We start from the raw sequence: 23,285 nt of genomic DNA, 5'->3' as shown, positions 1-23,285 counted from the left end.
CCTGCCGACAGCAAGAACCGTATACCCCCCCGGGGTATTCCTCAATGTCTCAGCGGAGTTTCTTCAGCCGCTCGATGTCGGCCGCGTGTCCTTCCTTGCCGCCGGGCGTCTCGATGACCAGGGGGACACCCTCGGTCGCCGGGTGGCACATCAGCTCGCGGAACGGCTCCTCGCCGATGTGACCCGCGCCGATGTTCGCGTGACGGTCCTTGTGGGCGCCCACGACGTCCTTGGAGTCGTTGGCGTGGATCAGCTTCAGCCGGCCCTCGCCGACCGTGTCGACCAGCAGGTCCAAGGTCTGCCGTACGCCGTGCTCCCCGGCCAGGTCGTGCCCGGCCGCGAAGATGTGGCAGGTGTCCAGGCAGATGCCAAGCTTGGGGTGGGCGTCGAGCGCCTCGAAGTACGGGCCGAAGTCCCAGGTGCGGGAGCACAGCGAGGCGCCCTGCCCGGCCGTCGACTCCAGCAGCAGGAACGGGTCGTCGTCGTGGGTCAGTTCGTCCAGCAGCGGCAGCATGTGCGTGCGTACCTGCGCGAGAGCCTCCTCCCGGGGGCGGCCGCCGGTCGCCGAGCCGGTGTGGACCACCACGCCGAGGGCGCCGATGTCGCGGGCGCGGCGCAACGAGTGGCGCAGGGACGCCACGGAGAACTCGACGGTCGCCTCGGTGTGGGAGCCGAAGTTGATCAGGTAAGGGGCGTGGACGTACGCGGGTATGCCCTCGACGGCGCACTCCTCGCGGAACAGCTCGTCCTGGACCGGGTTTCCGGCGGGCGTGGCCCATCCGCGCGGATTGGCGACGAAGACCTGGACGGCTTCGGCGCCGATCTCGCGGGCGTAGGTGAGGCCGGTCTTCGCGAGGCCGCCGGCCACGGGGACATGGCCGCCGACAAAGTTGCGCATGTGCTCTTAGAGTCCCTTGGTCTTGATGGTGATGGTGCTGCCCTCGGGGGCCTGGTCACCGCCGCTGACGGACTGGCTCTCCACGGTGTCCCCGAGGAAGGGGAAGCTCTTCTCGACCTTCACCTCGAAGCCGGCGCCTTCCAGCTCCCGCTTGGCGTCGTCGACGTTGTCGCCCGTGACGTCGGGGACGTCGACCATGCGGGGGCCCTTGGAGACGGTGAGCGTGATCGTGTCGCCCTTGGCGGCCCGGTTGCCCTGGGAGAGGGACTGGGCGGCCACGCTGCCCGCCTCCTCGGTGGAGTGGACCCGCGCGGGGGCGACCTTCACGGTGAGCCCGGCGTCCTCCAGCGTACGGGTGGCGTCCTCGACGGTGTCGCCGGTGACGTCCGGGACGTCGATCGGGGCGCCCTTGCTGACGACGAGGGCGACCGCGGAGTCGGGGCTGCGCTCGGTGCCGGCCTTCGGGTCGGTGCTGATCACGGTCCCTTGCTCGAACTCCTGGCTGAAGGCCCGGGTGACCACGCCGGAGGCGAGACCGGCCTTGGTGAGTTCGCGCTTGGCGTCGGCGAGGGGCAGGCCCTTCAGGTTCGGCACCTTCACGATCTTCGGGCCGCGGGAGATGGTGAGGGTCACCGGTCCGTTGCCGCGGACGCGCTCGCCGGGCGCGGGGTCGGCGGCCATCACGGTGCCCCGCTTGTACGCGCTGCTGTAGTCCCGCTCGACGCCCTTGACGTCCAGGCCGGCGTCGGCGAGCCGCTTCTCCGCCTGGGCCTGGGTCTGGCCGAGCACGGTGGGGACCCGGGTGAACTGCCCCGAGTTGATGTACCAGACACCCGCGCCGACGCCGAGGACGAGCAGCACGGCGACCACGGCGGCGATCACGCCACGACGGGCGTTGCCGAAGGGGGCGCGGGGCTGCGGCTGCGGCTCCGGCTCGGGAGCGGGCCGCGGGGGCATGGCCAGCCGGCTGGTGCGCTGGACGCCGTCCTCCTCGCCGGGCAGCGCCCGTGCGATCACGCTGGTGGGTTCCTCCGAGCCCCCGCCGGCGCCTTCGGTACGGGCCTGCGGCGGTACGAGGTCGAGCTGGTCGTCGCCGAGCGCGGCGCGGGCCTCACGGGCCTGGGCGAGGAGCGCCACCGCGTCGGGCGGGCGTACGTCGGGGTTGCGGGCGGTGGCGCTCGCCACCAGCTCGTCCAGGTCGACGGCGAGGCCGGGGACGGTGGCGGAGGGCGGCGGGACGTCCGCGTTCAGATGCTGGTAGAGGACTTGGGCGGGCGTGTCGCCCGCGTGCGGCTTGGCGCCGGTCAGCATCTCGTACAGGACGACACCGCAGGCGTACACGTCCGCGCGGGTGTCGGCGGTGCCGTGCTCGATCTGCTCGGGCGCCAGGTACGACACGGTGCCCAGGACCGAGCCGGTGGTGCTGGTGGCCGCGCCGACGGCCCGGACGAGCCCGAAGTCGGCGACCTTGACCCGGCCGTCGTCCCCTATCAGGACGTTCTCGGGCTTCATGTCCCGGTGGACGAACCCGGCCCGGTGCGCGGCGCCCAGCGCGGCGAGCACCGGCTCCAGGATGTCGAGCGCCGCCCGGGGCTGGAGCGCGCCGCGCTCGCGCAGCACGTCGCGGAGCGTGCAGCCGGCCACGTACTCCATCGCCAGATAGACGTACGCCCCGTCGGCGCCCTGGTCGAAGACGCCGACCACATTGGGGTGCGACAGGCGCGCCACGGACTTGGCCTCGCGGATGAACCGCTCCACGAACGTCGCGTCGGTCGCGAGGGCCGGGTGCATCACCTTCAGGGCGAGCACCCGGTCGAGCCGGGTGTCGAGGGCCCGGTAGACGGTGGCCATGCCACCGACGGCGATGCGCGCGTCGACCCGGTAGCGGCCGTCCAGCAGCTGGCCGACGAGGGGGTCGTGCAGGGTCGTATCCACCCGCCCGAGTTTACGAGCCCCCACCGACAGCCCCGCCGCCCCGTACCCGCCCCGGCCTGGACTGCAGCCGACCTGTAACACCCGGCGGCGCCCCACGGCCGGTCAGAACACCGACCGGTGAGAACGCCGGCCGGTCAGAACACCGACCGGTGAGAACGCCGGCCGGTCAGAACGCCGGCCGCTCCGGGTCCAGCGCCGCCCGGCCCTCCACCGGGGACGAGGCCTCCGCGAAGTGCCGGCGCGGGATGCGGCCCGCCCGGTGGGCCAGGCGGCCCGCCTCCACCGCGTGGCGCATCGCCTCCGCCATCAGGACCGGCTCCTGGGCCCGCGTCACCGCCGACGCGAGCATCACGGCCGCGCACCCCAGCTCCATCGCCAGCGCCGCGTCGGACGCCGTGCCCGCGCCCGCGTCCAGGATCACCGGCACGCGCGCGTGCTCCACGATCAGCTGGAAGTTGTGCGGGTTGCGGATGCCGAGGCCGGAGCCGATGGGCGAGCCCAGCGGCATGACCGCCGCGCAGCCGACGTCCTCCAGCTTGCGCGCCAGCACGGGGTCGTCGTTGGTGTACGGCAGGACGGTGAAACCGTCGTCGACCAGCGTCTCGGCGGCGTCGAGCAGCTCGATGGGGTCGGGCAGCAGCGTCCGCTCGTCCGCGACGACCTCCAGCTTGATCCAGTCCGTACCGAGCGCCTCCCGCGCGAGGCGGGCCGTCAGCACGGCCTCGCCCGCGGTGAAGCAGCCGGCCGTGTTCGGCAGGACCCGGATGCCGAGCCTGTCGAGGACGGACAGGACGGAGCCCCGCACGGTCGGGTCGAGGCGGCGCATCGCCACGGTCGTCAGCTCCGTGCCGCTGGCGGCCAGGGAGCGTTCCAGTACGTCGAGGCTGGGCGCCCCGCCCGTACCCATGATCAGCCGGGAGTCGAAGGTGGTCCCGGCGATGGTGAGACGGTCGTCGGCCATGGCTCAGCCCCCCTGGACCGCGGTGAGGACCTCGACCCGGTCGCCCTCGTCGAGGAGGGTCCCGGACCACTGGCTGCGCGGGACGACGGTCTCGTTGACGGCGGCGGCGACCCCGGACGGTGCCGAGGTGAGGGTGGCGACCAGGGCGTCGAGAGTGGTCGGGCCGGCGAGCCGTCGGGCCTCGCCGTTGACGGAGACGTTCATGACACTCCAACCGGAGAGAGGGACGGGGAGGGGGCGGGGGAGGGGAAACGGGCCGGGGTGAAGGCGCGGGCCTCCTCCGGGAGCTGTCCGGTGGTCAGCACGGTGGCCATCACGTCCCCGGTGACGGGTGTCAGCAGCACCCCGTTGCGGTAGTGCCCCGTCGCCAGGTGCAGGCCGGGCAGCGCGGTGGGGCCGAGCAGCGGCGCGTTGTCGGGGGAGGCGGGCCGCAGCCCCGCGCGGGTCTCGGTCAGGGGCAGCTCGGTGATGCCGGGCACCAGCTCGTGCGCGTCGCGCAGCAGCTCGTACACCCCGCCCGCCGTGACCGTGGTGTCCCAGCCCAGCTCCTCGCTCGTCGCGCCGACGACCAGCTCGCCGTTCTCGCGCGGCACCAGGTACACGTGGCTGCCGCGCACGACCGCCCGGACCGTACGGCTCAGGAAAGGCGCGTACGCGCGGGGCACGGACAGCCGCAGCACCTGCCCCTTGACCGGCCGTACCGGCGGCAGCACCGCGTCGGGTACGCCGCCGAACCGGCCGCTCAGGCTGCCCGCCGCCAGGACCACCTGGTCGGCGGCAAGCTCCGTGCCGTCCTTCAGGAGCACCCCGCCCGCCCGGTCCCGTACCACCACCAGCCGCTCCGCCCAGGCGCGGTGGACCACCACCCCGGCCCGCTCGCACGCGGCCACCAGAGCCGCCGCCAGGCGCCGCGGATCGACCTGGTGGTCGCCGTCCACCCGCAGCCCGCCGCGTACGCCGGGCGCCAGCATGGGCTCCAGGCGGCGGCATTCGCGGCCGGTCAGCCACTCCGATTCCAGGCCCGAGCGGTGCTGGAGCGCGTGCAGCTCCCGCAGGTGGGCGCGGTCGTCGGCGTCCAGGGCGACGGCGAGCGTGCCGCAGGCGCGGTAGCCGACGTCCATGCCGCCGGCCACGCCTCCGGCCGCCTCCTGGAGTTCGGCGACGAAGTCCGGATAGCGGCGTGCCGACTCCAGGTTGAGCCCGAGGAGGGTCTCCTCGCCGTAGTGGAGCTCGGTGACCGCGGCGAGCATGCCCGCCGCGACCTGCGCGGCCCCGCCGCCCGGCTCGGGGTCGACGACGGCGGCGCTCAGACCGCGCTGCGCCGCCCGCCAGGCCGTGACCAGGCCGATGATTCCGCCCCCGACGACGAGGACGTCTGACGTACGTGGATGCATGGGCGTCCAGCCCCTCCCTTCGCCGGCATGACCCGGATCAGGTTCGTACGGTCGGAGGCCGTCCCAGCCTCCCTCTCAGCCCAGTGCGTCCGGGCTCCCGCGAGTGCTCTACGGTGGCCAGACTAACCCCACCCCGCAACCCGCAGTAAGGGAGCTTCACCGTGGCGCGGTCGCTCGACGGTCTGGTCCTCTCCCCGGTGGCCGACCAGGCGCCCGGTCAGGTCGGTACGGCGACCCGGTTCACGTACCACGAGGAGGATGGCCGCGTCTGGGCCGAGTACGCGGGCGGTGACGTGGTGCGCGGGCATCTCGTCGGGACCCGTGCGGGAGATCGTCTCGACTTCCGGTATGTCCAGCTGAAGCGCGACGGACGGACGGCGTCGGGGCACTGCGTCTCCACGGTGGTGGAACTGGACGACGGGCGCGTCCGGCTGGAGGAGACCTGGGAATGGGAGTCCCAGGAGGGCAGTGGCACCAGTGTGGTGGAGCAACTCCCTTCCTGACGGCTCTCCCTTCCTGACGTTTGGTCAGCTGAATAAGGTGGGCGGGTGAACGAGCGGATGGAAGCAGAGCGGCGCGTCGTCATCGTCGGCGCCGGTATGGCGGGTGTGCAGACGGCCGTGGCGCTGCGCGAGCAGGGCTTCACCGGCCCCGTGCTGCTGATCGGGGCCGAGCCGCACCAGCCGTACGACAGGCCCCCGTTGTCCAAGGCGGTGCTGCTGGGGACGGCGGAGGGGTCGGCCTTCGACGTGGACTTCGAGGCGCTCGGCATCGAGCTGCGCCTGGGCGTCGAGGTCACCGCCCTGCGCCCCGGCGCACGCGAGGTGGACACCGAGGCCGGGCCGGTCCCGTACGACGTCCTGGTCGTCGCCACCGGCGCCCAGCCCATCGCGCTGCCCGGCTCGGAGGGCGTACGCGGTGTCCACCTGCTGCGCACCCTCGACGACGCCGAGCGGCTGCGCCCCGTCCTGGCGGAGAAGCACGACGTGGTGGTCGTCGGCGCCGGCTGGATCGGCGCCGAGTTCACCACGGCCGCGCTGGAGGCCGGCTGCGCGGTCACCGTCGTGGAGGCCGCCGCCCGCCCGCTCGCCGGCGCGCTGCCCGCCGAGGTCGCCGCCCCGATGGCCGAGTGGTACGAGGAGAGCGGCGCCAAGCTCCTGACGCACGCGCGCGTGGGGCACGTCGAACCGGGCGAGGTCGCCCTGGAGGACGGGCGCCTGCTGCCCGCCGGGGCCGTGGTCGTCGGGATCGGTGCCAGGCCCGCCACCGCCTGGCTGGCCGGCTCCGGCGTCGCGCTCGGCCCGGAGGGTGCGATCGTCGCCGACGACCACCTGCGCACGTCCGCGCCCGATGTGTACGCCGTGGGCGACTGCGCCTCCTTCCCCTCGGCCCGCTACGGCGAGCGACTGCTGGTGCACCACTGGGACAACGCCCTCCAGGGCCCGCGCACGGTGGCCGCCGCCATCGTCGGCGAGGCTCCGCGGCCGTACGACCCGGTGCCGTACTTCTGGTCCGAGCAGTTCGGGCGGTTCGTGCAGTACGCGGGGCATCACCCGGCCGCCGACGCGATGGTGTGGCGCGGCGACCCGGCCGGCGCGGCCTGGTCGGTGGCGTGGCTGCGCGGGGACGCCCTGGTGGCGCTGCTGGCCATCGGCCGCCCCCGCGACCTGGCGCAGGGGCGCAAGCTCATCGAGTCCGGTGCGCCGCTCGATCCGGGGCTCGTCGCGGACCCGTCCGTCCCACTGAAGTCCGCCGCTCGGGGGTAGCGGGGGGCCGGTCCGGCGTAGCCCGGCTACCGACTGTCAGTGCGGGATGGCACGCTAGTCCCGTGACCGAGATTGACGCAAAGATCGATGCTCTCGTCCCCGCCTGGCTCCACCTGCCCGACATCGCGGAAATGCTCGATGTCGAGGTGACGCGCGTGCGGCAGCTGGTCAAGGAGGGCCAGCTGATCGCCGTGCGCCGTGGTGAGAACCGGGCGCTCCAGGTGCCTGCCGCCTTCATCAAGGACGGCAAGGTGGTCAAGGGTCTCGCCGGGACCCTGACGCTCCTGAAGGACGACGGCTTCACCGACGAAGAGATGCTGGAGTGGCTCTTCACCCCCGACCCGACCCTGCCGGGCACGCCCGCGCAGGCGCTCAGCGAGAATCGCGGCACGGAGGTGAAGCGCCGCGCCCAGGCGCTCGCCGTCTGACGTCCTGGTAAGCGCCCGGCGGCGTACGCCGGGCGGAACACCGACACCAGGCGGTGTGCGGGCCGGGGGAAGCCCTCCCGCGCCCGTACGCCGCCGCACCAACGGGGGGATCACCTCATGTCCACCGCACGCGCCCAGCTGGCCGACGCCCGGCTCTACCTCTGCACCAACGCCCGCAAGCGCCAGGGCGACCTGCCCGAGTTCCTCGACGCGGTGCTGGCCTCCGGCGTGGACATCGTGCAGCTGCGTGACAAGGGCATGGAGGCCGGCGAGGAGCTGGAGCACCTGGCGGTGTTCGCCGACGCCTGCCGTCGGCACGGCAAGCTGCTGGCGGTGAACGACCGGGCCGACGTCGCGCACGCCATCGGCTCCGGTGTGCTGCACCTGGGCCAGGGCGACCTGCCCGTGCCGGCCGCCCGCGCCATCCTGGGCGACAACGTGCTGATAGGCCGCTCCACGCACGCGGAGGCGGAGGTGGACGCGGCGGTCGCCGAGCCGGGCGTGGACTACTTCTGCACCGGCCCGTGCTGGCCGACGCCCACCAAGCCGGGGCGGTACGCGCCCGGGCTGGACCTCGTGCGGTACGCGGCGGCGCTGCACCAGGAGCGTCCGTGGTTCGCCATCGGCGGCATCGACGCGGGCAACCTGGACGAGGTGCTGGACGCCGGCGCCCGCCGGATCGTCGTCGTCCGGGCGATCACCGAGGCCGACGACCCGGCGGCGGCCACGGCGGCGCTGGCGAAGCGGGTCCGCGAGCGGGCCGGCGAGCGCTCGGCGTAGGCGCGCGCACGGTCCACCCTGTCCACGAGTGTCCAAGGCGTGGACAACAACCCGGCAAAAGCGACAAATTACCCTGCTCTGGTTGGGTGACGCCCGACCCGTGGCTAACCTGCCCGTATGGCCCTTGGCACACCTTCCACCAGGACAGATCGCGCACGAACGGTGCGCGATCTGCTCGCGACCGGCAAGACGACGTACTCCTTCGAGTTCTGGGCGCCCAAAACAGAGAAGGGCGAGCGGAACCTCTGGAACGCGCTGCGCCGGGTAGAAGCCGTCGCTCCCAGCTTCGTCTCCGTGACGTACGGAGCCGGCGGTTCCACGAGGGCCGGGACGGTCAAGGCCACCCAGGAGATCGCCGCCGACACCACGCTCACCCCAGTCGCGCACCTCACCGCCGTCAACCACACCATCGCCGAGCTGCGCAACATGATCGGCCAGTACGCCGACGCCGACATCAGGAACATCCTCGCCGTCCGGGGCGATCCGCCCGGTGACCCGATGGGCGAGTGGGTCCCGCACCCCCAGGGCGTGCGATACGCCGCCGACCTGGTGCGGCTGATCAAGGAGTCCGGTGACTTCTGCGTCGGTGTCGCGGCCTTTCCCGAGATGCACCCGCGCTCCGCCGACTGGGACACGGACATCCGGCACTTCGTGGACAAGTGCCGGGCGGGCGCGGACTACGCGATCACCCAGATGTTCTTCTTCCCCGAGGACTATCTGCGGCTGCGCGACCGGGCCGCGGCCAAGGGCTGCGATACGCCGATCATCCCGGAGATCATGCCGGTCACCAGCGTCAAGCAGATCGAACGGTTCGCTCAGCTCAGCAACGCCCACTTCCCGCCGGAGCTGAAAGAACGGATCCTCGCCGTCAAGGACGATCCGGCCGCTGTACGCTCCATTGGCATCGAGTACGCGACGGAGTTCTGCGCGCGGCTGCTCTCCGAGGGTGTCCCCGGACTGCACTTCATTACGCTCAACAACTCCACGGCAACGCTCGAGATCTACGAGAATCTCGGACTGCACGAGCAGTCCTGACCGGCCGTACCCGCCACGTCCCGTGGCGGGGGCCGTACGAGAGGGGCGGGCATGGGCTGGACGGTCCTCTACATCGCGTTCGGTGTCGTCGCGTTGTGGCTGCTCGGTGAAGTGCTCCTGCAGTACAAGGCACGGCTGCGCTGGCGGCTGCTCGCCTTCGCCGGGTTCCTGGGCGTGGTCCTCGGTGTGCTGCTGCCCTCGGTCCCCGTGATCGCGGCGGGCGCCATCGCCTTCGCGATCGGCCAGACGTACGTCACGCTCTCCTTCCGGCGCGGCTTCTCCACCGGGTGGGCGCTCGGCGGCCGCCCCGGGGCCAGCCGCCGCCGCAAGGCCGGGAACGGGGCCCGGTCGGCCGGCGCCGCCGGGCCGACCCTGGAGGTCTCGAACCTCGCCTATGAGCAGCAGGAGCCGACGGCCGCCGAGACCACGGCGGTCTACGCCCCGGAGCCGCTGCCGGACGAGACCGGGCAGTACGCGGTCTACAACCAGCCCGCGCCGACCGCCCAGACGGCCTCGTACGACGGCGGCTTCGACACCTACGCCGCCACCGGGTACGACCAGCAGGGCACCTACGCCACGGCCACGTACGACTACGGCACCGCCGGGCAGCAGAGTTACGCCGCGTACTCCGACCCGTACATCGGCACCGCCCCGTACGACAACAGCGGCTACGGCGAGCAGCAGCAGTACGCCGACCCCTACGCCCCCCAGTACGGCATGGAAACCCCGCCCGGCGGCGTATGGGTGCCGCAGCAGCGCGACGCGGAGCACCAGGCCCCGCAGCAGCCGCCGTACGGCTACGACCCGGGCCAGGGCCAGGGCGACCCGTACCGTTACTGAGAGCCGCGGAAGTCCGCGCCCTCCACGATCAGCCCGGCCACCAGCGCCCCCGACATCCCGGCATGCGCCAGCCCGCCGCCCGGATGGGCCCACCCTCCGGCGAAGTACAACCCGCCCAAGGGCGCGGCGTTCGCCGCGGGCAGCAGCGAGCCGCGCGCACCCGCCAGCGCCGGACCCGGCACCTGGAACACGCCCGTGTCCCGGAACGTGTCGGCCGGGGTGCGCACCACCCGCCACAGCAGCCGCTCCCGCAGGCCCGGCACGGCCGCCGCCGCGGCCTCCACCATCCGGTCGGCGAACGCCTCCACGGCCACGGCCGCCGTCCGATCGGCGCCCCACAGGTTCTCCGACGCCCATGCGCCGCCCGCCGGGACGGTCGCGGTGACTGTCACCGACTCGTGGTCCGCGTCCGGGCGCAGCCGCTCGTCGCCGGGGCGCAGCACCACGACCGTGGGCCGGTCGCACAGCCGCCCGCGCGCGAGGGCGTCCAGCTCCTCCTCCCGGCCGGCGGAGTGCACCACCGTACGGTGGACGGCGTCCGCCTCCCGTGCGCCGCGCAGCGCCAGGCACACGGTGACCCGGCCCGTCCGCACACCCTGCTGGTGGCGCGGCCACTCCTCCTGGCCGTCCCACTCCAGGACCTGGTCCCGGTACAGCGCGGGCAGTGGTGCGCCCGCGACCACGTGGTCGGCCTCGACCACCTCCCGGCCGGCCAGCTCAACCCCGGCCACCCGGCCGTCCTCGGCCACCACACCGGTCACCTCGGTACCGAGGACGAACTCCACCTTCCGCTCGAGGCAGCGCTCGTACACGGCGTCCGCCAGCGCCCGGATGCCACCGCTCACGTACCAGCTCCCGAAGGTCTGCTCCATGTACGGCAGCACGGCGGCGGCAGCGGGGGCGGTCGCCGGATCGAAGCCGTACGCCAGGGCGTGGCTCTCCAGCAGCGCCGCCAGCCGCGGGTCGCGCAGCTCCCGCCGCCCCACCTCGGCGAGCGTGGTCGCCGAGCGGCGCAGCAGGCCGGTCCTCAGCGCCGGGTAGGGGTCGCGCGCGAACCGTGTCACGTCGGCCGGCAGCGGCTCCTCCAGCAGCGGCCTGCGTGAGCGGTCCCAGGCGTCCCGCGCCCGGTTCAGGAACTCGCCCCACCGTGTCCCCGCGCCCGCGCCGAGCGCCGCGTCCAGCGCCGAGACGACACCGGCTCTGGAGGCGTTCGGCAGCGACACGGCCGTACCGTCGGCGAAGACGTGCCGGCTCGCCGGGTCGACCTGGGTCAGCCGGACACACTGCTCCAGCGGCTCCTTGCCCGTCTTGACGAACAGGTCCCGGTACACGGCGGGCAGGTGCAGCAGCCCGGGGCCGGTGTCGAAGGCGAAGCCGTCGCGCTCGAACCGGCCGACCGCGCCTCCGTACGTCTCCGCGCGCTCGTACACCGTCACCCGGTGGCCCGCCACAGCCAGCCGGGCCGCTGCCGCCATGGCGCCCATCCCCGCGCCGATCACCACGATCCGTGCCATGTCAGGGACCCTATCCGGCCCCACTGACAATCCCGCCGGGAGGCCGGACGCACGCGCCCGTGGGCATGAACGCGGACCTCTGAGTACGCGTACCTAGAGCGCGAGATGAGTAGGTACGCGGATGGGCCCCGACCGCCCCGGACGGAAGAGTGGGGACCACGGAAGGGGCGCGGCGCCGACACCGCCGACACGGGGCGGCGGAACCGGCACCGCGCACCTGCCGGAACGGGGGTGCACAACGGAGGGCCCGGGACCGACGGGGGAACACACGGGGGTCAGGGCTCTCCCACCAGGGGGAACGCACGGGGGACCACGGGGGATCGGGGGATACGGGGGGACACGGGGGAATGACGCCGGTCCGTCGAGGCTCGGGGGGATCGAGCCTCGGCGGACCGGCTGTTTCCGTGCCCGTGTACGCGGTCCCCTAGCGGCCGCTCACGCGCCCGTGCAGCAGCCGGGACAGGGCCGCGTGGACGTCGTCGATGGAGCGCTCACGCTGGAACGCCTGCCAGTCCAGCGCCGCCACCAGCACCATCCCGACCAGCGCGGCCGCGGTCAGCGGGATGTCGATCTCGTCGCTCAGCTCGCCGCTGCCCACGGCCTCCCGCAACACCGTCTCGACGACGGCGACCGCCTCCTGACGTACCACCAGCAGGGTCGACTGCCAGGCGCGGTTGGTGCGCCACAGCTCGGCCACGTACAGCTGCGTGAAGGCCGGGTAGCGGTCGATGAAGACCAGACCCGCGCGGATCATCGCGTCCAGCGCCTGGACCCTTGTCCCGCCCCGCTCGGCCGTCTCGTCGGCGGCGGTCCGCAGGGACTCGGTGAGCAGCCCGACGCCGTGCCGCAGCAGCTCCTCGAAGAGCTCGGTCTTGCTCTTGAAGTTGTAGTAGACCGTGCCCTTGGCCACCCCGGCGCGCTCCGCGATCTCGTCGACGGTCGTCGCCGAGAAGCCCTGCTCGGCGATGAGGGTCACAGCGGCCTCGTAGAGCTTGGTGCGGGTGGCCTGCCGTCTGCTGCTCTGGGTGTCCATGGCGTCGATTCTCACAGGCTCAGCTCCGGGTGCAGGCGATCGAGGCTCCATACCTGCTTGCGCCGCGCGGAGAGGGCCGTCAGGGCGAGCGCGCCGGCGGTGAAGGCGGCCAGGACCGCACAGGCCTGCCAGACCGGTCCGATGCCGCCGCCCGTGATGAGCCGGCGCAGTGCCTCGACGACGTATGTCATCGGCAGGAAGGGGTGGATCGCGTTGAAGAAGCCCGGGCTCGTCTGTACGGGGTAGGTGCCGCCGGCCGATGTCAGCTGCAGCATCAGCAGGGCCAGGACGAGGATCCGTCCAGCGGCGCCGAAGCGGGCGTTGAGCCACTGGATGATCGCCGCGAAGCAGCAGGTGACCAGCAGCAGGAAGGCCACCGTCCCGGCGGGGCGGGCCATCTCGAGGCCCAGCCCGGGCGCCCAGCGCAGGACGCCCATCAGGGCGGCGACCTGGAGCACACCGATCGCGGCCACCGGCAGCCAGCCGGCCAGCGCGATGCGCCACGCGAACGCACCGGCGGCGAGCGCCCGGCGGTTGAGCGGCTGGATCAGCATGTACGCCACCATGGCGCCCACCCAGAGGGAGAGCGGGATGAAGTACGGGGCGAATCCGGTGCCGTAGTTGGGCGCCTTGTGCAGGGACTGGGAGGCGAGCTTGACCGGGTCGGCCATCACCTCGGTGCGGCGGTCGCGGTCGGCCCTGTCGTAGTCGGGGATCTTCTCGACGCCGTCATTGAGGCCGGTGGCCAGGTCGGTGGAACCGTCGGCGAGCTTGTACAGGCCGCTGTCCAGCTCGCCGGCGCCTCTCTTGAGCCTGCCGACGCCGCTGTCCAGCTCGGTTGAGCCCGACGTGGCCGTGGTCAGGCCGGTGTGCAGGGTGTCCGCTCCGGTGGCGACCTTGTGGGCGCCGGCGTTCAACTCGTTGATCTTGCCGACGGCGTAGGCGAGGTCCTCGTCGAGGTTCGGCGCCCGCTTGGCCAGGGCGTCGGCCTTGGCCTGAAGGTCCTTCAGCTGCGCGTCCAGCTTCTTGAGGTCACCGTTGCTGTCCTTGGCCAGCTCGTGGAGGTCGTCGGCGATCTTCGCCACGTCGGCGGATGCGACCTTCGCCTTCTGCAGCTTGGGGCACAGCGTGGCGTCGGGCACGGGCTTGGCGTCGGGCAGGGCATCGGCACCGGGCAGGGGCTCGGCGTCGGGCAGCGGCTTGGCCTCGCACTCCTCCTTGTGGATGGCGGCCAGTTCGTCGGCGGCCACGTGCGCGCCCGTGCGGAGAGTGGGCCCCCGCTTCACGATGAGGTCCAGGCTGTTGCGCATGCCCTGGGACAGGTCGGAGACCAGCCGGGCGGATTCGCCGATCTTCTTGCCGTTGTCCTTGAGGTACGGCCGTACGTCGGCGGCCACACCATTGACCCGGTCGGCGAGCACCTGGGTGCCGTTGGCCACTTGCCGGGCCCCGGCCTCCAGGTCGGCCGCGCCCTTGTCGAGCTTCTTCAGGCCACCGGCCAGCTCGCCGCTGCCCTTCTTGGCGTCGGTGAGACCGTCGGAGAGGTCCTCGGAGCCCTTCTTGGCCTTCGCCGCCCCGCTCTTGAGCTCGTCGGCGCCCTTGGCCGCCTTTTCAGTGGCGTCGTGGAGGTCGGAGAACTTGATGAAGATCTTGTCGAGGAACGACCGGGACGACTTCGTCGACGCGGCGGTGCGGACCTCGGCGAACACGGTCCGCGAGATCTGCCCCACGATGTAGTTGTTGGCGTCGTTCGTACGCACCTGAAGGGCGCCGGTCCCGGGCGCGTCGCCGGAACTGGAGGCGATGCGCTCGCTGAAGTCGCCGGGCATGGTCAGCGACAGGTAGTACGTCCCGTTCTCGACGCCCTCACGGGCCTCCGCGTCGCTCACCTCGTGCCACTCGAAGACCTTGCTCTCGCGCAGGTTCCTGGTGATGTCGTCGCCCGCGGTGATCTTCTTGCCGTCCGCGGTGGCGCCCCTGTCCTCGTTGACGAGCGCGACGGGAAGCTTGTCGAGCCTGCCGTACGGGTCCCAGAACGACCACAGGTACAGCGCGCCGTACAGCAGCGGCAGCAGCAGGACCGCCACGAGTGCGGCGCGCGGCAGCTTCCCCCTGCCGAACCGCTTCAGCTCAAGCGCGGCCAGTTTCGGCGAGCGCATCGGCTGCCCCTTTCTCGGTCTCGTCGGTCTCGTTCGTGTCGGTGTCGGTGTCGGTGTCGGTGTCGGTGCCGGTGCGGATGGTGGTCGTGCCGCCGGGCGCCTCGCTGCACACGGCGAGCACGGTGGTGCCGCTGTCGGCGATGGACCGCAGCAGGGACCAGGCTTCGGCGCGGTCGGTGTCGGAGAGCTTCAGGTCCGTGTCGTCGACGGCCAGCAGGCGCGGTGCGCCCATCAGGGCCAGGGCGATCGACAGCCGCAGGGCCTCCAGCCGCTCCAGGTCCCGCACGGAGGTGCGCTCCGCCTTGGGCAGGGCGCCGAGGCTCAGGCCGGCGGTGGCCAGGGCAGCCTCGACCCGGGCACGCGAGGCGGCGGCCTGCTCTGCGCGCGGGCGCAGCAGGGCGAGCGGCGAGCCGTCGAACCGGCGCTGCAGCAGGGCGCGCTCGCGCAGATGCTCGGCGACGGTCAGCGCCGGGTCAAGGTCGCTGACGCCGGGCACCGGTCCGAGCGCGCTGATCCCGCGTACGGCGGCCATCTTGCGCGGCAGTCGCAGCCCGCCGACGTCCGCGTGGCCCTCGGTCGGGCGCATCCGGCCGGTCAGGGCCAGCAGCAGGCACGTGCGGCCCGAACCGGACGGGCCCTCGATCGTCACCAGCGCGCCGGGCGCGGCGTCCACGGTCACGCCGCGGAAGGCCCAGCCCCGGGGGCCTTTCAGCCCGAGGCCCTCAGCGACCAGCGCGGCACCGTGCGGGTGGGTGCCGCTCTCGTCGGTGTTGTCGTCCTGGCTGTCCACCGAGCCCCCATTTCTTTGAACTGACCAGTCAGTGCAAAAAATACTCCGAACCTGCGATCGAGGCAAAAGCCCAGGTCAGGCGGATTGTCAGTGGTGGCCTGCACGATGGACACATACGGCCACAGCGCCGTCACACGACGACAGGAGGTTCGTCATGGCCGGTACCCACGCGGCGGCGAGCGACGTCCACCCCGTGCTGCGTCGCGCCTCGGCGCCCCCCGCCGCCCTCGACCTGCTCGACCAGGCCCGCACGGGACTGGAAGAGGCGAGCACCCTCGACACCCCCAACGAGCGGTATGCCACCGCTCACCTCGCCGCCCTCCGGACCGCGGCCGCCGTGCTCGCCGTCCGCGGCCGCCCCGAGACCACTCCACGCAAGCGGCAGCAGATCCGCAGCGCCTGGGAGGTGCTCCCGGAGATAGCACCCGAGCTGACCGAGTGGAGCGCCCTGTTCGCCTCCGGGGCCGCGCGCCGGGCGCGCGCCGAGGCGGGCATACAGGGCGCCGCCAGCAGCCGCGATGCCGACGACCTGATCCGCGACGTGACCATGTTCCTGGCCCTGGTCGAGCGGCTGCTCGTGCCCGAGCCCGTGCTGCCGCGGCCCAGGGCCGGGAAGACGGAGGGCGGTCATGCCAACTGAGGGACCGGGCACAGGCTGTCAGGCCATAGGGTGGGAAGCGTTCGTAACCGTCACCTAGGAGTCAACTGCCGTGTCGGACCCGCAGCGCCCCCGCGCCTCACTTCGTACCGCCGTGGTGTGGGACGTCCTCGAGGACGCCCTCGACCGCCGGGTCAAGGCGACCGGCAAGGACAGCCTGGACGTCCTCGACACCGGCGGCGGCAGCGGAAACTTCGCCGTGCCCGTCGCCAGGCTCGGCCACCGGGTCACCGTCGTCGACCCCAGCCCCAACGCGCTGTTCGCGCTGGAGCGCCGCGCCGCCGAGGCCGGCGTCGCCGACCGGGTGCGCGGGGTCCAGGGCGACATCCACGGGCTGTTCGACGTCGTCGAGCGCGGTGGCTACGACGCGGTGCTGTGCCACGGCGTCCTGGAGTACGTGGACGACCCCGCGGAGGGCGTGCGCAACGCGGTGGAGGCCCTCAGGCCCTCGGGGGCCCTCAGCCTGCTCGCGGCCGGGCTCGGCGGCGCCGTCCTCGCGCGGGCGCTCGCCGGGCACTTCACCGAGGCCCGCCGCGCGCTGACCGACCCGGCCGGCCGCTGGGGCGAGGGTGACCCGGTGCCCCGGCGCTTCACCGCCGAGCAGCTCACCGAGGCCGTCGAGGCGGCCGGCGTGGAGGTCGGCGCCGTGCACGGCGTACGCGTCTTCGCCGACCTCGTCCCCGGCGTCCTGGTCGACACCGAGCCCGGTGCCCTGGACGCACTCCTGAAGCTGGAGGCGGCCGCCGCCGAGCTGCCCGCGTTCCGGTCGGTCGCCACCCAGCTGCACGTGCTGGGCGAAAAGCGCGGCTGAGCCCACCAGCGGGCTGATCAGCGGCGCAGCCGCAGATGGAGTACGCCACAGGCCCCCCGCTCACGTCCGGATCCCCGTATGATCGAGGGACACCATCCGGCATGACGGATCGGAGGACGGGGAATCAACGCCTCACCAGCCGAACCGGCATGGCGGTCCGATCGGTGAAATGGCACAGAGGGCGGGTTTCACGGGGGCGAATCCCTGCCTATCCTGAAAGGGCCGCATACCGGTCGCCCCCAGCGACCGACGACGAGGAGGACTCCGTGCCGCTCTCGGAGCACGAGCAGCGAATGCTCGAGCAGATGGAGCGAGCGCTGTACGCCGAAGATCCCAAGTTCGCGACAGCGCTCGAGGGAAGCGGGCTGCGTACATACACCCGGCGACGGGTCTACCAGGCGGTCGCAGGCTTCCTGGTGGGTATCGCGCTCCTCATGGCCGGAATGGTCGCGCAGCAGATCTGGATCAGCGTGGTGGGGTTCCTCGTCATGCTCGGCTGTGCGGTCCTCGCGGTCACCGGATGGCGCAAGGCGCCCAAACCGGGCGAGCAGCAGGCCGAGGGAGGTACGGCCCACGGCAGGCACCCCCGGCAGCGACGCTCGATGATGGACCGGATCGAGCAGCGGTGGCAGCGCCGCCGCGACGAGCAGGGCCACTGAACGCACGGCCGCGAGGCCGCGCCACAGCGTGAGTTACGGGTGAGGGGCGACCGCTTCCGGGCGGCCGCCCCTCACCCGTGTCCGCAACCGGCCACCGGACACGGTCCGTCGCTCGGTCCGTCGCTCGGTCCGTCGGGAGAGCCGAGGCCGTTCCCGGCGCCCAGTCGGGCACCTGCACCCGTCGGCCCGTCGGTCCCCGGCGGTCGCCACGCCGAGGCCGACTGCCCTTGGCCCGCGGCTGCCTGAACTCGCTGCCGAAGCCCGTCCGCGCGAATCCCTGCCTGCCTGAGCCCAGCCTGCTCGCCGAACACGGCCACTCCGGTCGCACCGCCCGAGCCCGGCCGCGTGGCCCCGCTCGGCCGCCGCCGCTCGCCGTCGTGCCGTTCGGGCCCGGGGACCCTCCGGCAGAGGCGCCGGGCGCAGGGCCCCGGCCGGGCGGCCGGTGCCCCGCGCGGGGGTGCCGCGTCCTGGCGCGCCCGGAGGCGCCCCCTGACGCGGCCCCGGCCGGGGGTCAGCCGCGTTGGCGGGACGGGCGGCGGAGGGTGGAGGACCAGCGGGCCACCAGGCGGTGGCGCCGGTCGGCCCACCGGGTGGTGACCGCCGTCCAGTGGTCCGAGAGCGCCCACACCACCCGGACGGTCGAGCGCGGAGCGAGCAGCGCGCGCAGCCGGCCGGCCCGGCCGACCCCGGCGGCCAGACCCTCGCGGATCCGGGCGGCGTCCTCCGCCGCCCCCACCGCGGGGCGGGGCCGCGGGGCGTACAGGACCTGCTCCACCGCACCGGCCATCCGGTGCACCGCCTCGGCCGGCGGCCCCTCGAGCTTCCCCAGCAGGACGATCCGCACAGCCGTCTTGCGCGGCGTCTGCGACTCGTCCGGCGGGATGCCGTGATCCCACGCTGTGTCGATGATCTCCTCCCAGGCCGCCAGCGTCCGGGCGGCCGCGTCCTCCGCGCCGCGCCCGGCCGGGCCGAGGCGCCGGGCCCGTACCCGCACCCGCCACAGCAGCGGCAGCAGCGGTATCAGCACCACCGCCACCACACCCGCGGCCACGAGCAGGATCGTGCCCAGCGGCGGCCCCGAGTCGGTCGGCACGACGATGCCGAACTCCTCGGTGTCACCGCACTCGCCCAGCCGCCGTGCCTGCGGCGGGCAGCTCTCCTGGGTGGAAGGCTGCGCGGACGGAGCCGTGGTGGCGCTCGCCTCAGGCTGCGCCGGAGTGCTCGGCTGACCCGTGGGCGTCTCCTGACGGGTGTACTCGGGCACCGAGCCGCGCGTCGGCGTCGGCTCGAAACGGGCCCACCCCACGCCCTCGAAGTACAGCTCGGGCCAGGCGTGGGCATCACGTATGCCGACCGACATCGTGTCGTCCGACTGGGGCGCGCCCGGTGTGAAACCGACCGCGACCCGCGCCGGAATGCCCAGCGTCCGGGCCATCGCCGCCATCGAGAAGGAGAAGTGGATGCAGAAGCCTTCCTTGTCCTTCAGGAACCGGGAGATCGCCGTCACGCCCGTACCCGACGACACCTCGGTGTCATAGCGGAAGCCGCCTTCCACGGCGAACCAGTCCTGGAGCTTGACGGCCCGCTCGTAGTCGTTCGCCGCGTCCTTGGTGACCCGCAGGGCGGTCGACTTCACGTCCGCCGGCAGTTCGCCCGGCACCTTGGTGTACTCGCGCCTCAGCTCCGCGGGGGCCTGCGGGGCGTTGGCCAGCTGCTGACGGGTCGGCTTCACGATCAGGCTGCTCACCGAGTACTGCGTGCCCTTGGTGGTCTGGCCCTCGTCACCGACGAGCAGGCGCCCGACCGGCTCGTACCGCCAGCGTCCGCCGATCTCGACCCGGGTCGCCGGATAGGGAAGCGGCAGGTACTTCTGCTCATAGGAGCCGGCCGACGAGATGTTGGTCGTGACCTCCGTCGTGCTGACGTTGCCACTGAGGCCGTCCGGCTGCGGGAACTGCTCCGGGATGTCGCCGACGGGACGCTTGGGACTCCTCCACGAGGTGCCGTCGAACACGTCGAGCGCGGTCATCCGCAGGTACAGCGCGGACGTCTCCTCCGTATTGGTGCGGTAGCGCAGTACCTCACGGTCCTCGGGCTGGTTCAGGTTGTTCTGGAGGGACACCAGCGGGTTGATCGCGTCGATCGTGCCCCCGCCGCCATCGCCCCCGGAGCCCGTGCCGTCCAGCAGCCCGCCGCCGAGCGACGGCAGCGCGGCCGGCACCGCCAGCGCGATGCCCAGGGCCACCACACCGATCCGGCGTCCGGTACGCGCCGGGGCCAGTGGCCCGCGGCGCGACGCCGCCGGCCCGGCCGCGCCCCGGCCACCCCGCGACGGCGCCGCACCGCCGAAGACCCGTCCCCACTGGGAGAGCTGGTCGCGGCCCTCGGCGAGCAGGAGCAGCAGATAGCCGGAGGCGGCCAGCAGGAACCACAGCCAGCTCGCGCCGCCGCCCGACAGTCCGGCCGCGACCGAGTACAGCGCCAGCAGCGCCAGCCCCGCCGGGGCGGCGCTGCGGAACGTCACCGCGAGGGCGTCGACCGCCAGCCCGACCAGCAGCACGCCGCCGACCAGCATCAGCCGGATGCCGTCCGTCGCGGGCGCCGGGATCGCGTACTGCCCGACGTCCTCCGCGCCCGCTGTCAGCAGGACACCGAACTGCTGGACGGCGTCCGGCCCGGGAAGGAACCCGGCCACCGCCTGGTCCCGGGCGAAGACGACCGCCAGCGCCACCAGGGTCACCAGGGCCTGGACCGCCACCGTCAGCGCCCGGGCCGCCGACCACCGCCGCACCAGCGCGCCCGACCCGCTCTGGACCGTCAGCAGCAGCGCGGCCTGGATGATCCACGTGGCCGGATCGACCAGCGGCAGCAACGCGCCCGCCGCCATCAGCGTGGCGGCGAAGGCGCACAGCGCCAGCCTCCCGCGACCGCTCATGACCAACCCCCCGAAACACCGGTCATACCGCTCGTACCGCTCGTACCGCTGCCCGTCGCAGCCGGTCCGCCGCGGGCCCGGCCCGCGTGCCGCCACAGCTCGGCGAGCGACGCCCCGGGCGGCACGGCCACTGCGGTCCATCCCGCGTCGCGCAGCCGCCGCAGACTGTCCTCCACGGCCCCGGCCACCGCGCCGCCGGTCAGCCACGTACCACTGTCCAGGACGAAGGCGACGGCCGCGCCGCTGCGCTGCCGCATCCGGGCGGCCACCGCCGCCTGCTCCTCGTCCAGGTCGCCGACGAAGGCGACCAGCAGTCCCTCGTTCCCGCCGCGCAGCAGGTCGTACGCGCGCGAGAGCCCCGCCCCGTCGGAGTGGTCGACGACCGCCAGCGTGTCCATCATCAGGCCCGCCGCGTCGGCGGAGTCCTGCGTCGCGCCGGTGAACCCGTCGGAGCCGTCGCCGGGCAGCGGGCTGCCCTCGTCGGTCAGCAGCCGTACGGCGAAGCCCTGCTCCAGCATGTGCACCAGCACCGACGCCGCGCCGGAGACCGCCCATTCGAAGGCGGAGTCCGGCCCGGAGCCCTGATAGGCCACCTCACGGGTGTCCAGCAGCACCGTGCACCTGGCCCGCTGCGGCTGCTCCTCGCGCCGCACCATCAGCTCGCCGTACCGCGCGGTGGACCGCCAGTGGACGCGCCGCAGATCGTCGCCGTAGCGGTACTCGCGCGGGATCACGTCGTCCTCGCCGGCCAGCGCCAGCGAACGCTGCCGCCCCTCGCCGTACCCCGACGCCTCGCCCGGCAGCCGCCCGGGTGGCAGCGGCTCGGTGCGCGGTATGACCGTGAGCGTGTCGTACGCACTGAACGACCGGGTCAGCTCGCACATCCCGAACGGGTCGCTCAGCCGCAGCTGGAGCGGCCCGAGCGGATAGCACCCGCGCAGGTCCGAGCGGACCCGGTAGGACACCTCGCGGCGCCCGCCCGCCTCCACCCGGTCCAGCACGAACCGGGGCCGCGGCCCCAGCACGTACGGCACATGGTCCTGGAGCATCAGCAGCCCCGTGGGCAGCCGCGAGACGTTCTCCATCCGCAGGTGCACGCGCGCCTCGGCCCCGGCCGGCACCCGCTGCGGCGACAGCCGCCGGCTGCCCGCCACCTGGTAGCGGGTGCGGTACAGCACGGTCACGCAGACCAGCGGCAGCACGGCGAGCAGCAGCCCGACCCGCAGCAGGTCGCCCTGGCCCAGTACGTACGCGCAGATCGCCGCCGCGATGCCGGCCGCCAGGAAGGACCGGCCGCGCGTGGTCAGTCCACCGAGGGCGGCCCGGACCCCGCCCATGCTCTCGCCGTCCTGGTCGGCGGGCCCCCCGGCCGTCATCACAGCCGCCGTACGCCGGGCTGCTGCTGGCCGTACAGCGGGGCGCCGGACGCCGGTCCGCCGGGCATGTGACCGCCCGGAACCTGACCACCGGGCAACTGGCCGCCGGCCACCGGACCTCCGCCCAGCGGGCCCCCGGCCAGCGGGCCCGCCACCGGGCCGCCGGACAGCGGGGAGCCCGGCATCCGGCCACCGGGCGGCGTGGCCGTCGGCACGGGCGTGCGCTGCAGGATGTCCCGCACGACCTGCTCGGACGTGCGCCGGTTCAGCTGTGCCTGCGCCGTCGGCAGCAGCCGGTGTGCCAGCACGGCGACGGCCAGCGCCTGGACGTCGTCCGGCAGCGCGTACTCACGGCCGCTCAGCGCGGCGGAGGCCTTCGCGGCGCGCAGCAGGTGCAGCGTGGCGCGCGGCGAGGCGCCGAGCCGGAGGTCCGGGTGGGTGCGGGTGGCCGCGACGAGCTCCACCGCGTACCGCCGGACCGCCTCGGAGACATGGACCGTCCGGACCGCGTCGATCAGCTTGACGATGTCGTGGGCGTGCGCCACCGGCTGCAGGTCGTCGAGCGGCGACACCCCGCCGTGCACGTCGAGCATCTGCAGCTCGGCCTCGGCGCTCGGGTAGCCGATCGAGACGCGAGCCATGAAACGGTCGCGCTGGGCCTCCGGCAGCGGGTAGGTGCCCTCCATCTCGACCGGGTTCTGCGTGGCCACCACCATGAAGGGGCTGGGCAGTTCGTAGGTCTGCCCGTCCATGGTGACCTGGCGCTCCTCCATCGACTCCAGCAGCGCCGACTGAGTCTTGGGCGAGGCGCGGTTGATCTCGTCGCCGATCACGATCTGCGCGAAGATCGCACCCGGCTTGAACTCGAACTCACGGCGCTGCTGGTCGTAGATCGAGACACCGGTGATGTCCGACGGCAGCAGGTCCGGCGTGAACTGGATACGCCGCACGGAGCAGTCGATGGACCGCGCCAGCGCCTTGGCCAGCATGGTCTTGCCGACGCCGGGGACATCCTCGATCAGGAGGTGTCCCTCGGCGAGCAGCACGGTCAGCGAAAGCCGTACGACCTCAGGCTTGCCCTCGATCACACCCTCCACCGACCGGCGGACACGTTCCGCTGTGGTGGTCAGATCTGTGAGGCTCGCTCGATCGTCATAGGTCGTCACACGGCCCTCCTCGGCCCGTTCCATGGGCCGTGCGCGACTGACGGCACGGTCCACCCTTGAAACACGGACACCGTCTCCGAACCATTCAGGAGACGTGCCACCCCCGCATTCTTGTTGCCGTTGCCCGTACGTGTCACTTGGCTGTGG

At 73.1% G+C, this 23,285-nt stretch carries 21 protein-coding genes and 1 riboswitch; of the genes, 9 read left to right on the top strand and 12 right to left on the bottom strand.

Going from position 1 to position 23,285, the window contains the following annotated elements; translation table 11 throughout:
- Positions 1-49 precede the first annotated feature (49 nt).
- The 5 genes from BKD26_RS07600 to thiO form a co-directional block, all read right to left on the bottom strand.
- Positions 50-898, bottom strand: coding sequence for a deoxyribonuclease IV (locus BKD26_RS07600; RefSeq protein ID WP_084897057.1), 849 nt, complete (start codon positions 896-898; stop codon positions 50-52).
- Between the two features lie 6 nt (positions 899-904).
- The gene (pknB, locus tag BKD26_RS07595) at positions 905-2,833 is read right to left on the bottom strand and encodes a Stk1 family PASTA domain-containing Ser/Thr kinase (protein WP_179166458.1); all 1,929 of its coding nucleotides are present in this window, start codon (positions 2,831-2,833) and stop codon (positions 905-907) included.
- 166 nt (positions 2,834-2,999) lie between these two features.
- A complete protein-coding gene (locus BKD26_RS07590) occupies positions 3,000-3,794 on the bottom strand; it encodes a thiazole synthase (RefSeq protein ID WP_084897056.1) in 795 nt (264 codons plus the stop codon).
- A 3-nt stretch (positions 3,795-3,797) separates the two neighbouring features.
- Positions 3,798-3,998, bottom strand: a complete 201-nt coding sequence (gene thiS, locus BKD26_RS07585; RefSeq protein WP_084897055.1) for a sulfur carrier protein ThiS — start codon at positions 3,996-3,998, stop codon at positions 3,798-3,800.
- Entirely contained in the window at positions 3,995-5,188 is a 1,194-nt protein-coding gene (thiO, locus tag BKD26_RS07580) for a glycine oxidase ThiO (RefSeq protein ID WP_084897054.1), read from the bottom strand. Before thiO ends, thiS begins: the two co-directional genes overlap by 4 nt.
- A riboswitch (TPP riboswitch) is annotated at positions 5,186-5,299 on the bottom strand. (Overlaps the previous gene by 3 nt.)
- 50 nt (positions 5,300-5,349) lie before the next feature.
- On the opposite strand from thiO, the gene BKD26_RS07575 reads away from it, so the two are divergent.
- The 6 genes from BKD26_RS07575 to BKD26_RS07550 all read left to right on the top strand — a co-directional run bounded on the left by BKD26_RS07575 (position 5,350) and on the right by BKD26_RS07550 (position 10,037).
- Entirely contained in the window at positions 5,350-5,691 is a 342-nt protein-coding gene (locus tag BKD26_RS07575; protein WP_084897053.1) for a hypothetical protein, read from the top strand.
- 57 nt (positions 5,692-5,748) lie between these two features.
- Positions 5,749-6,954, top strand: coding sequence for an FAD-dependent oxidoreductase (locus BKD26_RS07570; RefSeq protein ID WP_107417802.1), 1,206 nt, complete (start codon positions 5,749-5,751; stop codon positions 6,952-6,954).
- A gap of 62 nt (positions 6,955-7,016) precedes the next feature.
- Positions 7,017-7,382 carry an Rv2175c family DNA-binding protein gene (locus BKD26_RS07565; protein WP_073752235.1) on the top strand — a complete coding sequence of 122 codons (366 nt, stop codon included), beginning with the start codon at positions 7,017-7,019 and terminating at the stop codon, positions 7,380-7,382.
- A 117-nt stretch (positions 7,383-7,499) separates the two neighbouring features.
- Positions 7,500-8,162, top strand: a complete 663-nt coding sequence (gene thiE / locus BKD26_RS07560) for a thiamine phosphate synthase (RefSeq protein WP_084897051.1) — start codon at positions 7,500-7,502, stop codon at positions 8,160-8,162.
- Between the two features lie 117 nt (positions 8,163-8,279).
- A complete protein-coding gene (gene metF, locus BKD26_RS07555) occupies positions 8,280-9,197 on the top strand; it encodes a methylenetetrahydrofolate reductase [NAD(P)H] (protein WP_084897050.1) in 918 nt (305 codons plus the stop codon).
- A gap of 51 nt (positions 9,198-9,248) precedes the next feature.
- Entirely contained in the window at positions 9,249-10,037 is a 789-nt protein-coding gene (locus BKD26_RS07550) for a hypothetical protein (protein WP_084897049.1), read from the top strand.
- Here BKD26_RS07550 and BKD26_RS07545 read toward each other — a convergent pair.
- From BKD26_RS07545 to BKD26_RS07530, 4 genes are all read right to left on the bottom strand, one after another.
- Positions 10,031-11,551: an NAD(P)/FAD-dependent oxidoreductase gene (locus BKD26_RS07545; protein WP_179166457.1), complete on the bottom strand. Its 1,521-nt coding sequence runs from the start codon at positions 11,549-11,551 to the stop codon at positions 10,031-10,033. The genes BKD26_RS07550 and BKD26_RS07545 overlap by 7 nt on opposite strands.
- A gap of 424 nt (positions 11,552-11,975) precedes the next feature.
- On the bottom strand, positions 11,976-12,584 hold the full coding sequence (locus BKD26_RS07540) for a TetR/AcrR family transcriptional regulator (protein WP_084897375.1): 609 nt from the start codon (positions 12,582-12,584) through the stop codon (positions 11,976-11,978).
- Positions 12,585-12,595: 11 nt separating this feature from the next.
- Positions 12,596-14,743, bottom strand: coding sequence for a YhgE/Pip domain-containing protein (locus BKD26_RS07535; RefSeq protein ID WP_084897048.1), 2,148 nt, complete (start codon positions 14,741-14,743; stop codon positions 12,596-12,598).
- Positions 14,715-15,533, bottom strand: a complete 819-nt coding sequence (locus tag BKD26_RS07530) for an ATP-binding cassette domain-containing protein (protein WP_084897047.1) — start codon at positions 15,531-15,533, stop codon at positions 14,715-14,717. The genes BKD26_RS07535 and BKD26_RS07530 overlap by 29 nt, the downstream gene beginning before the upstream one ends.
- Positions 15,534-15,687: 154 nt before the next feature.
- On the opposite strand from BKD26_RS07530, the gene BKD26_RS07525 reads away from it, so the two are divergent.
- The 3 genes from BKD26_RS07525 (at position 15,688) to BKD26_RS07515 (ending at position 17,661) form a co-directional block, all read left to right on the top strand.
- Positions 15,688-16,173, top strand: coding sequence for an SAV_6107 family HEPN domain-containing protein (locus BKD26_RS07525; protein WP_084897046.1), 486 nt, complete (start codon positions 15,688-15,690; stop codon positions 16,171-16,173).
- Between the two features lie 70 nt (positions 16,174-16,243).
- Positions 16,244-17,002, top strand: a complete 759-nt coding sequence (locus tag BKD26_RS07520; RefSeq protein ID WP_084897045.1) for a methyltransferase — start codon at positions 16,244-16,246, stop codon at positions 17,000-17,002.
- 266 nt (positions 17,003-17,268) lie between these two features.
- Entirely contained in the window at positions 17,269-17,661 is a 393-nt protein-coding gene (locus BKD26_RS07515) for a DUF3040 domain-containing protein (RefSeq protein ID WP_084897044.1), read from the top strand.
- Between the two features lie 511 nt (positions 17,662-18,172).
- Here BKD26_RS07515 and BKD26_RS07505 read toward each other — a convergent pair.
- The 3 genes from BKD26_RS07505 to BKD26_RS07495 are packed head-to-tail and all read right to left on the bottom strand — an operon-like array spanning position 18,173 to position 23,138.
- The gene (locus tag BKD26_RS07505; protein ID WP_084897374.1) at positions 18,173-20,596 is read right to left on the bottom strand and encodes a DUF3488 and transglutaminase-like domain-containing protein; all 2,424 of its coding nucleotides are present in this window, start codon (positions 20,594-20,596) and stop codon (positions 18,173-18,175) included.
- Positions 20,593-21,972: a DUF58 domain-containing protein gene (locus BKD26_RS07500; protein ID WP_084897042.1), complete on the bottom strand. Its 1,380-nt coding sequence runs from the start codon at positions 21,970-21,972 to the stop codon at positions 20,593-20,595. Before BKD26_RS07500 ends, BKD26_RS07505 begins: the two co-directional genes overlap by 4 nt.
- Positions 21,972-23,138 (bottom strand): MoxR family ATPase, encoded by a 1,167-nt coding sequence (locus tag BKD26_RS07495; protein WP_084897373.1) that lies wholly within the window; start codon positions 23,136-23,138, stop codon positions 21,972-21,974. Before BKD26_RS07495 ends, BKD26_RS07500 begins: the two co-directional genes overlap by 1 nt.
- Positions 23,139-23,285 lie beyond the last annotated feature (147 nt).

Source organism: Streptomyces sp. CB03238, assembly GCF_002099185.1.
Taxonomy (GTDB): Bacteria; Actinomycetota; Actinomycetes; order Streptomycetales; family Streptomycetaceae; genus Streptomyces.
This window is presented reverse-complemented; position numbering and strand designations above follow the sequence as displayed.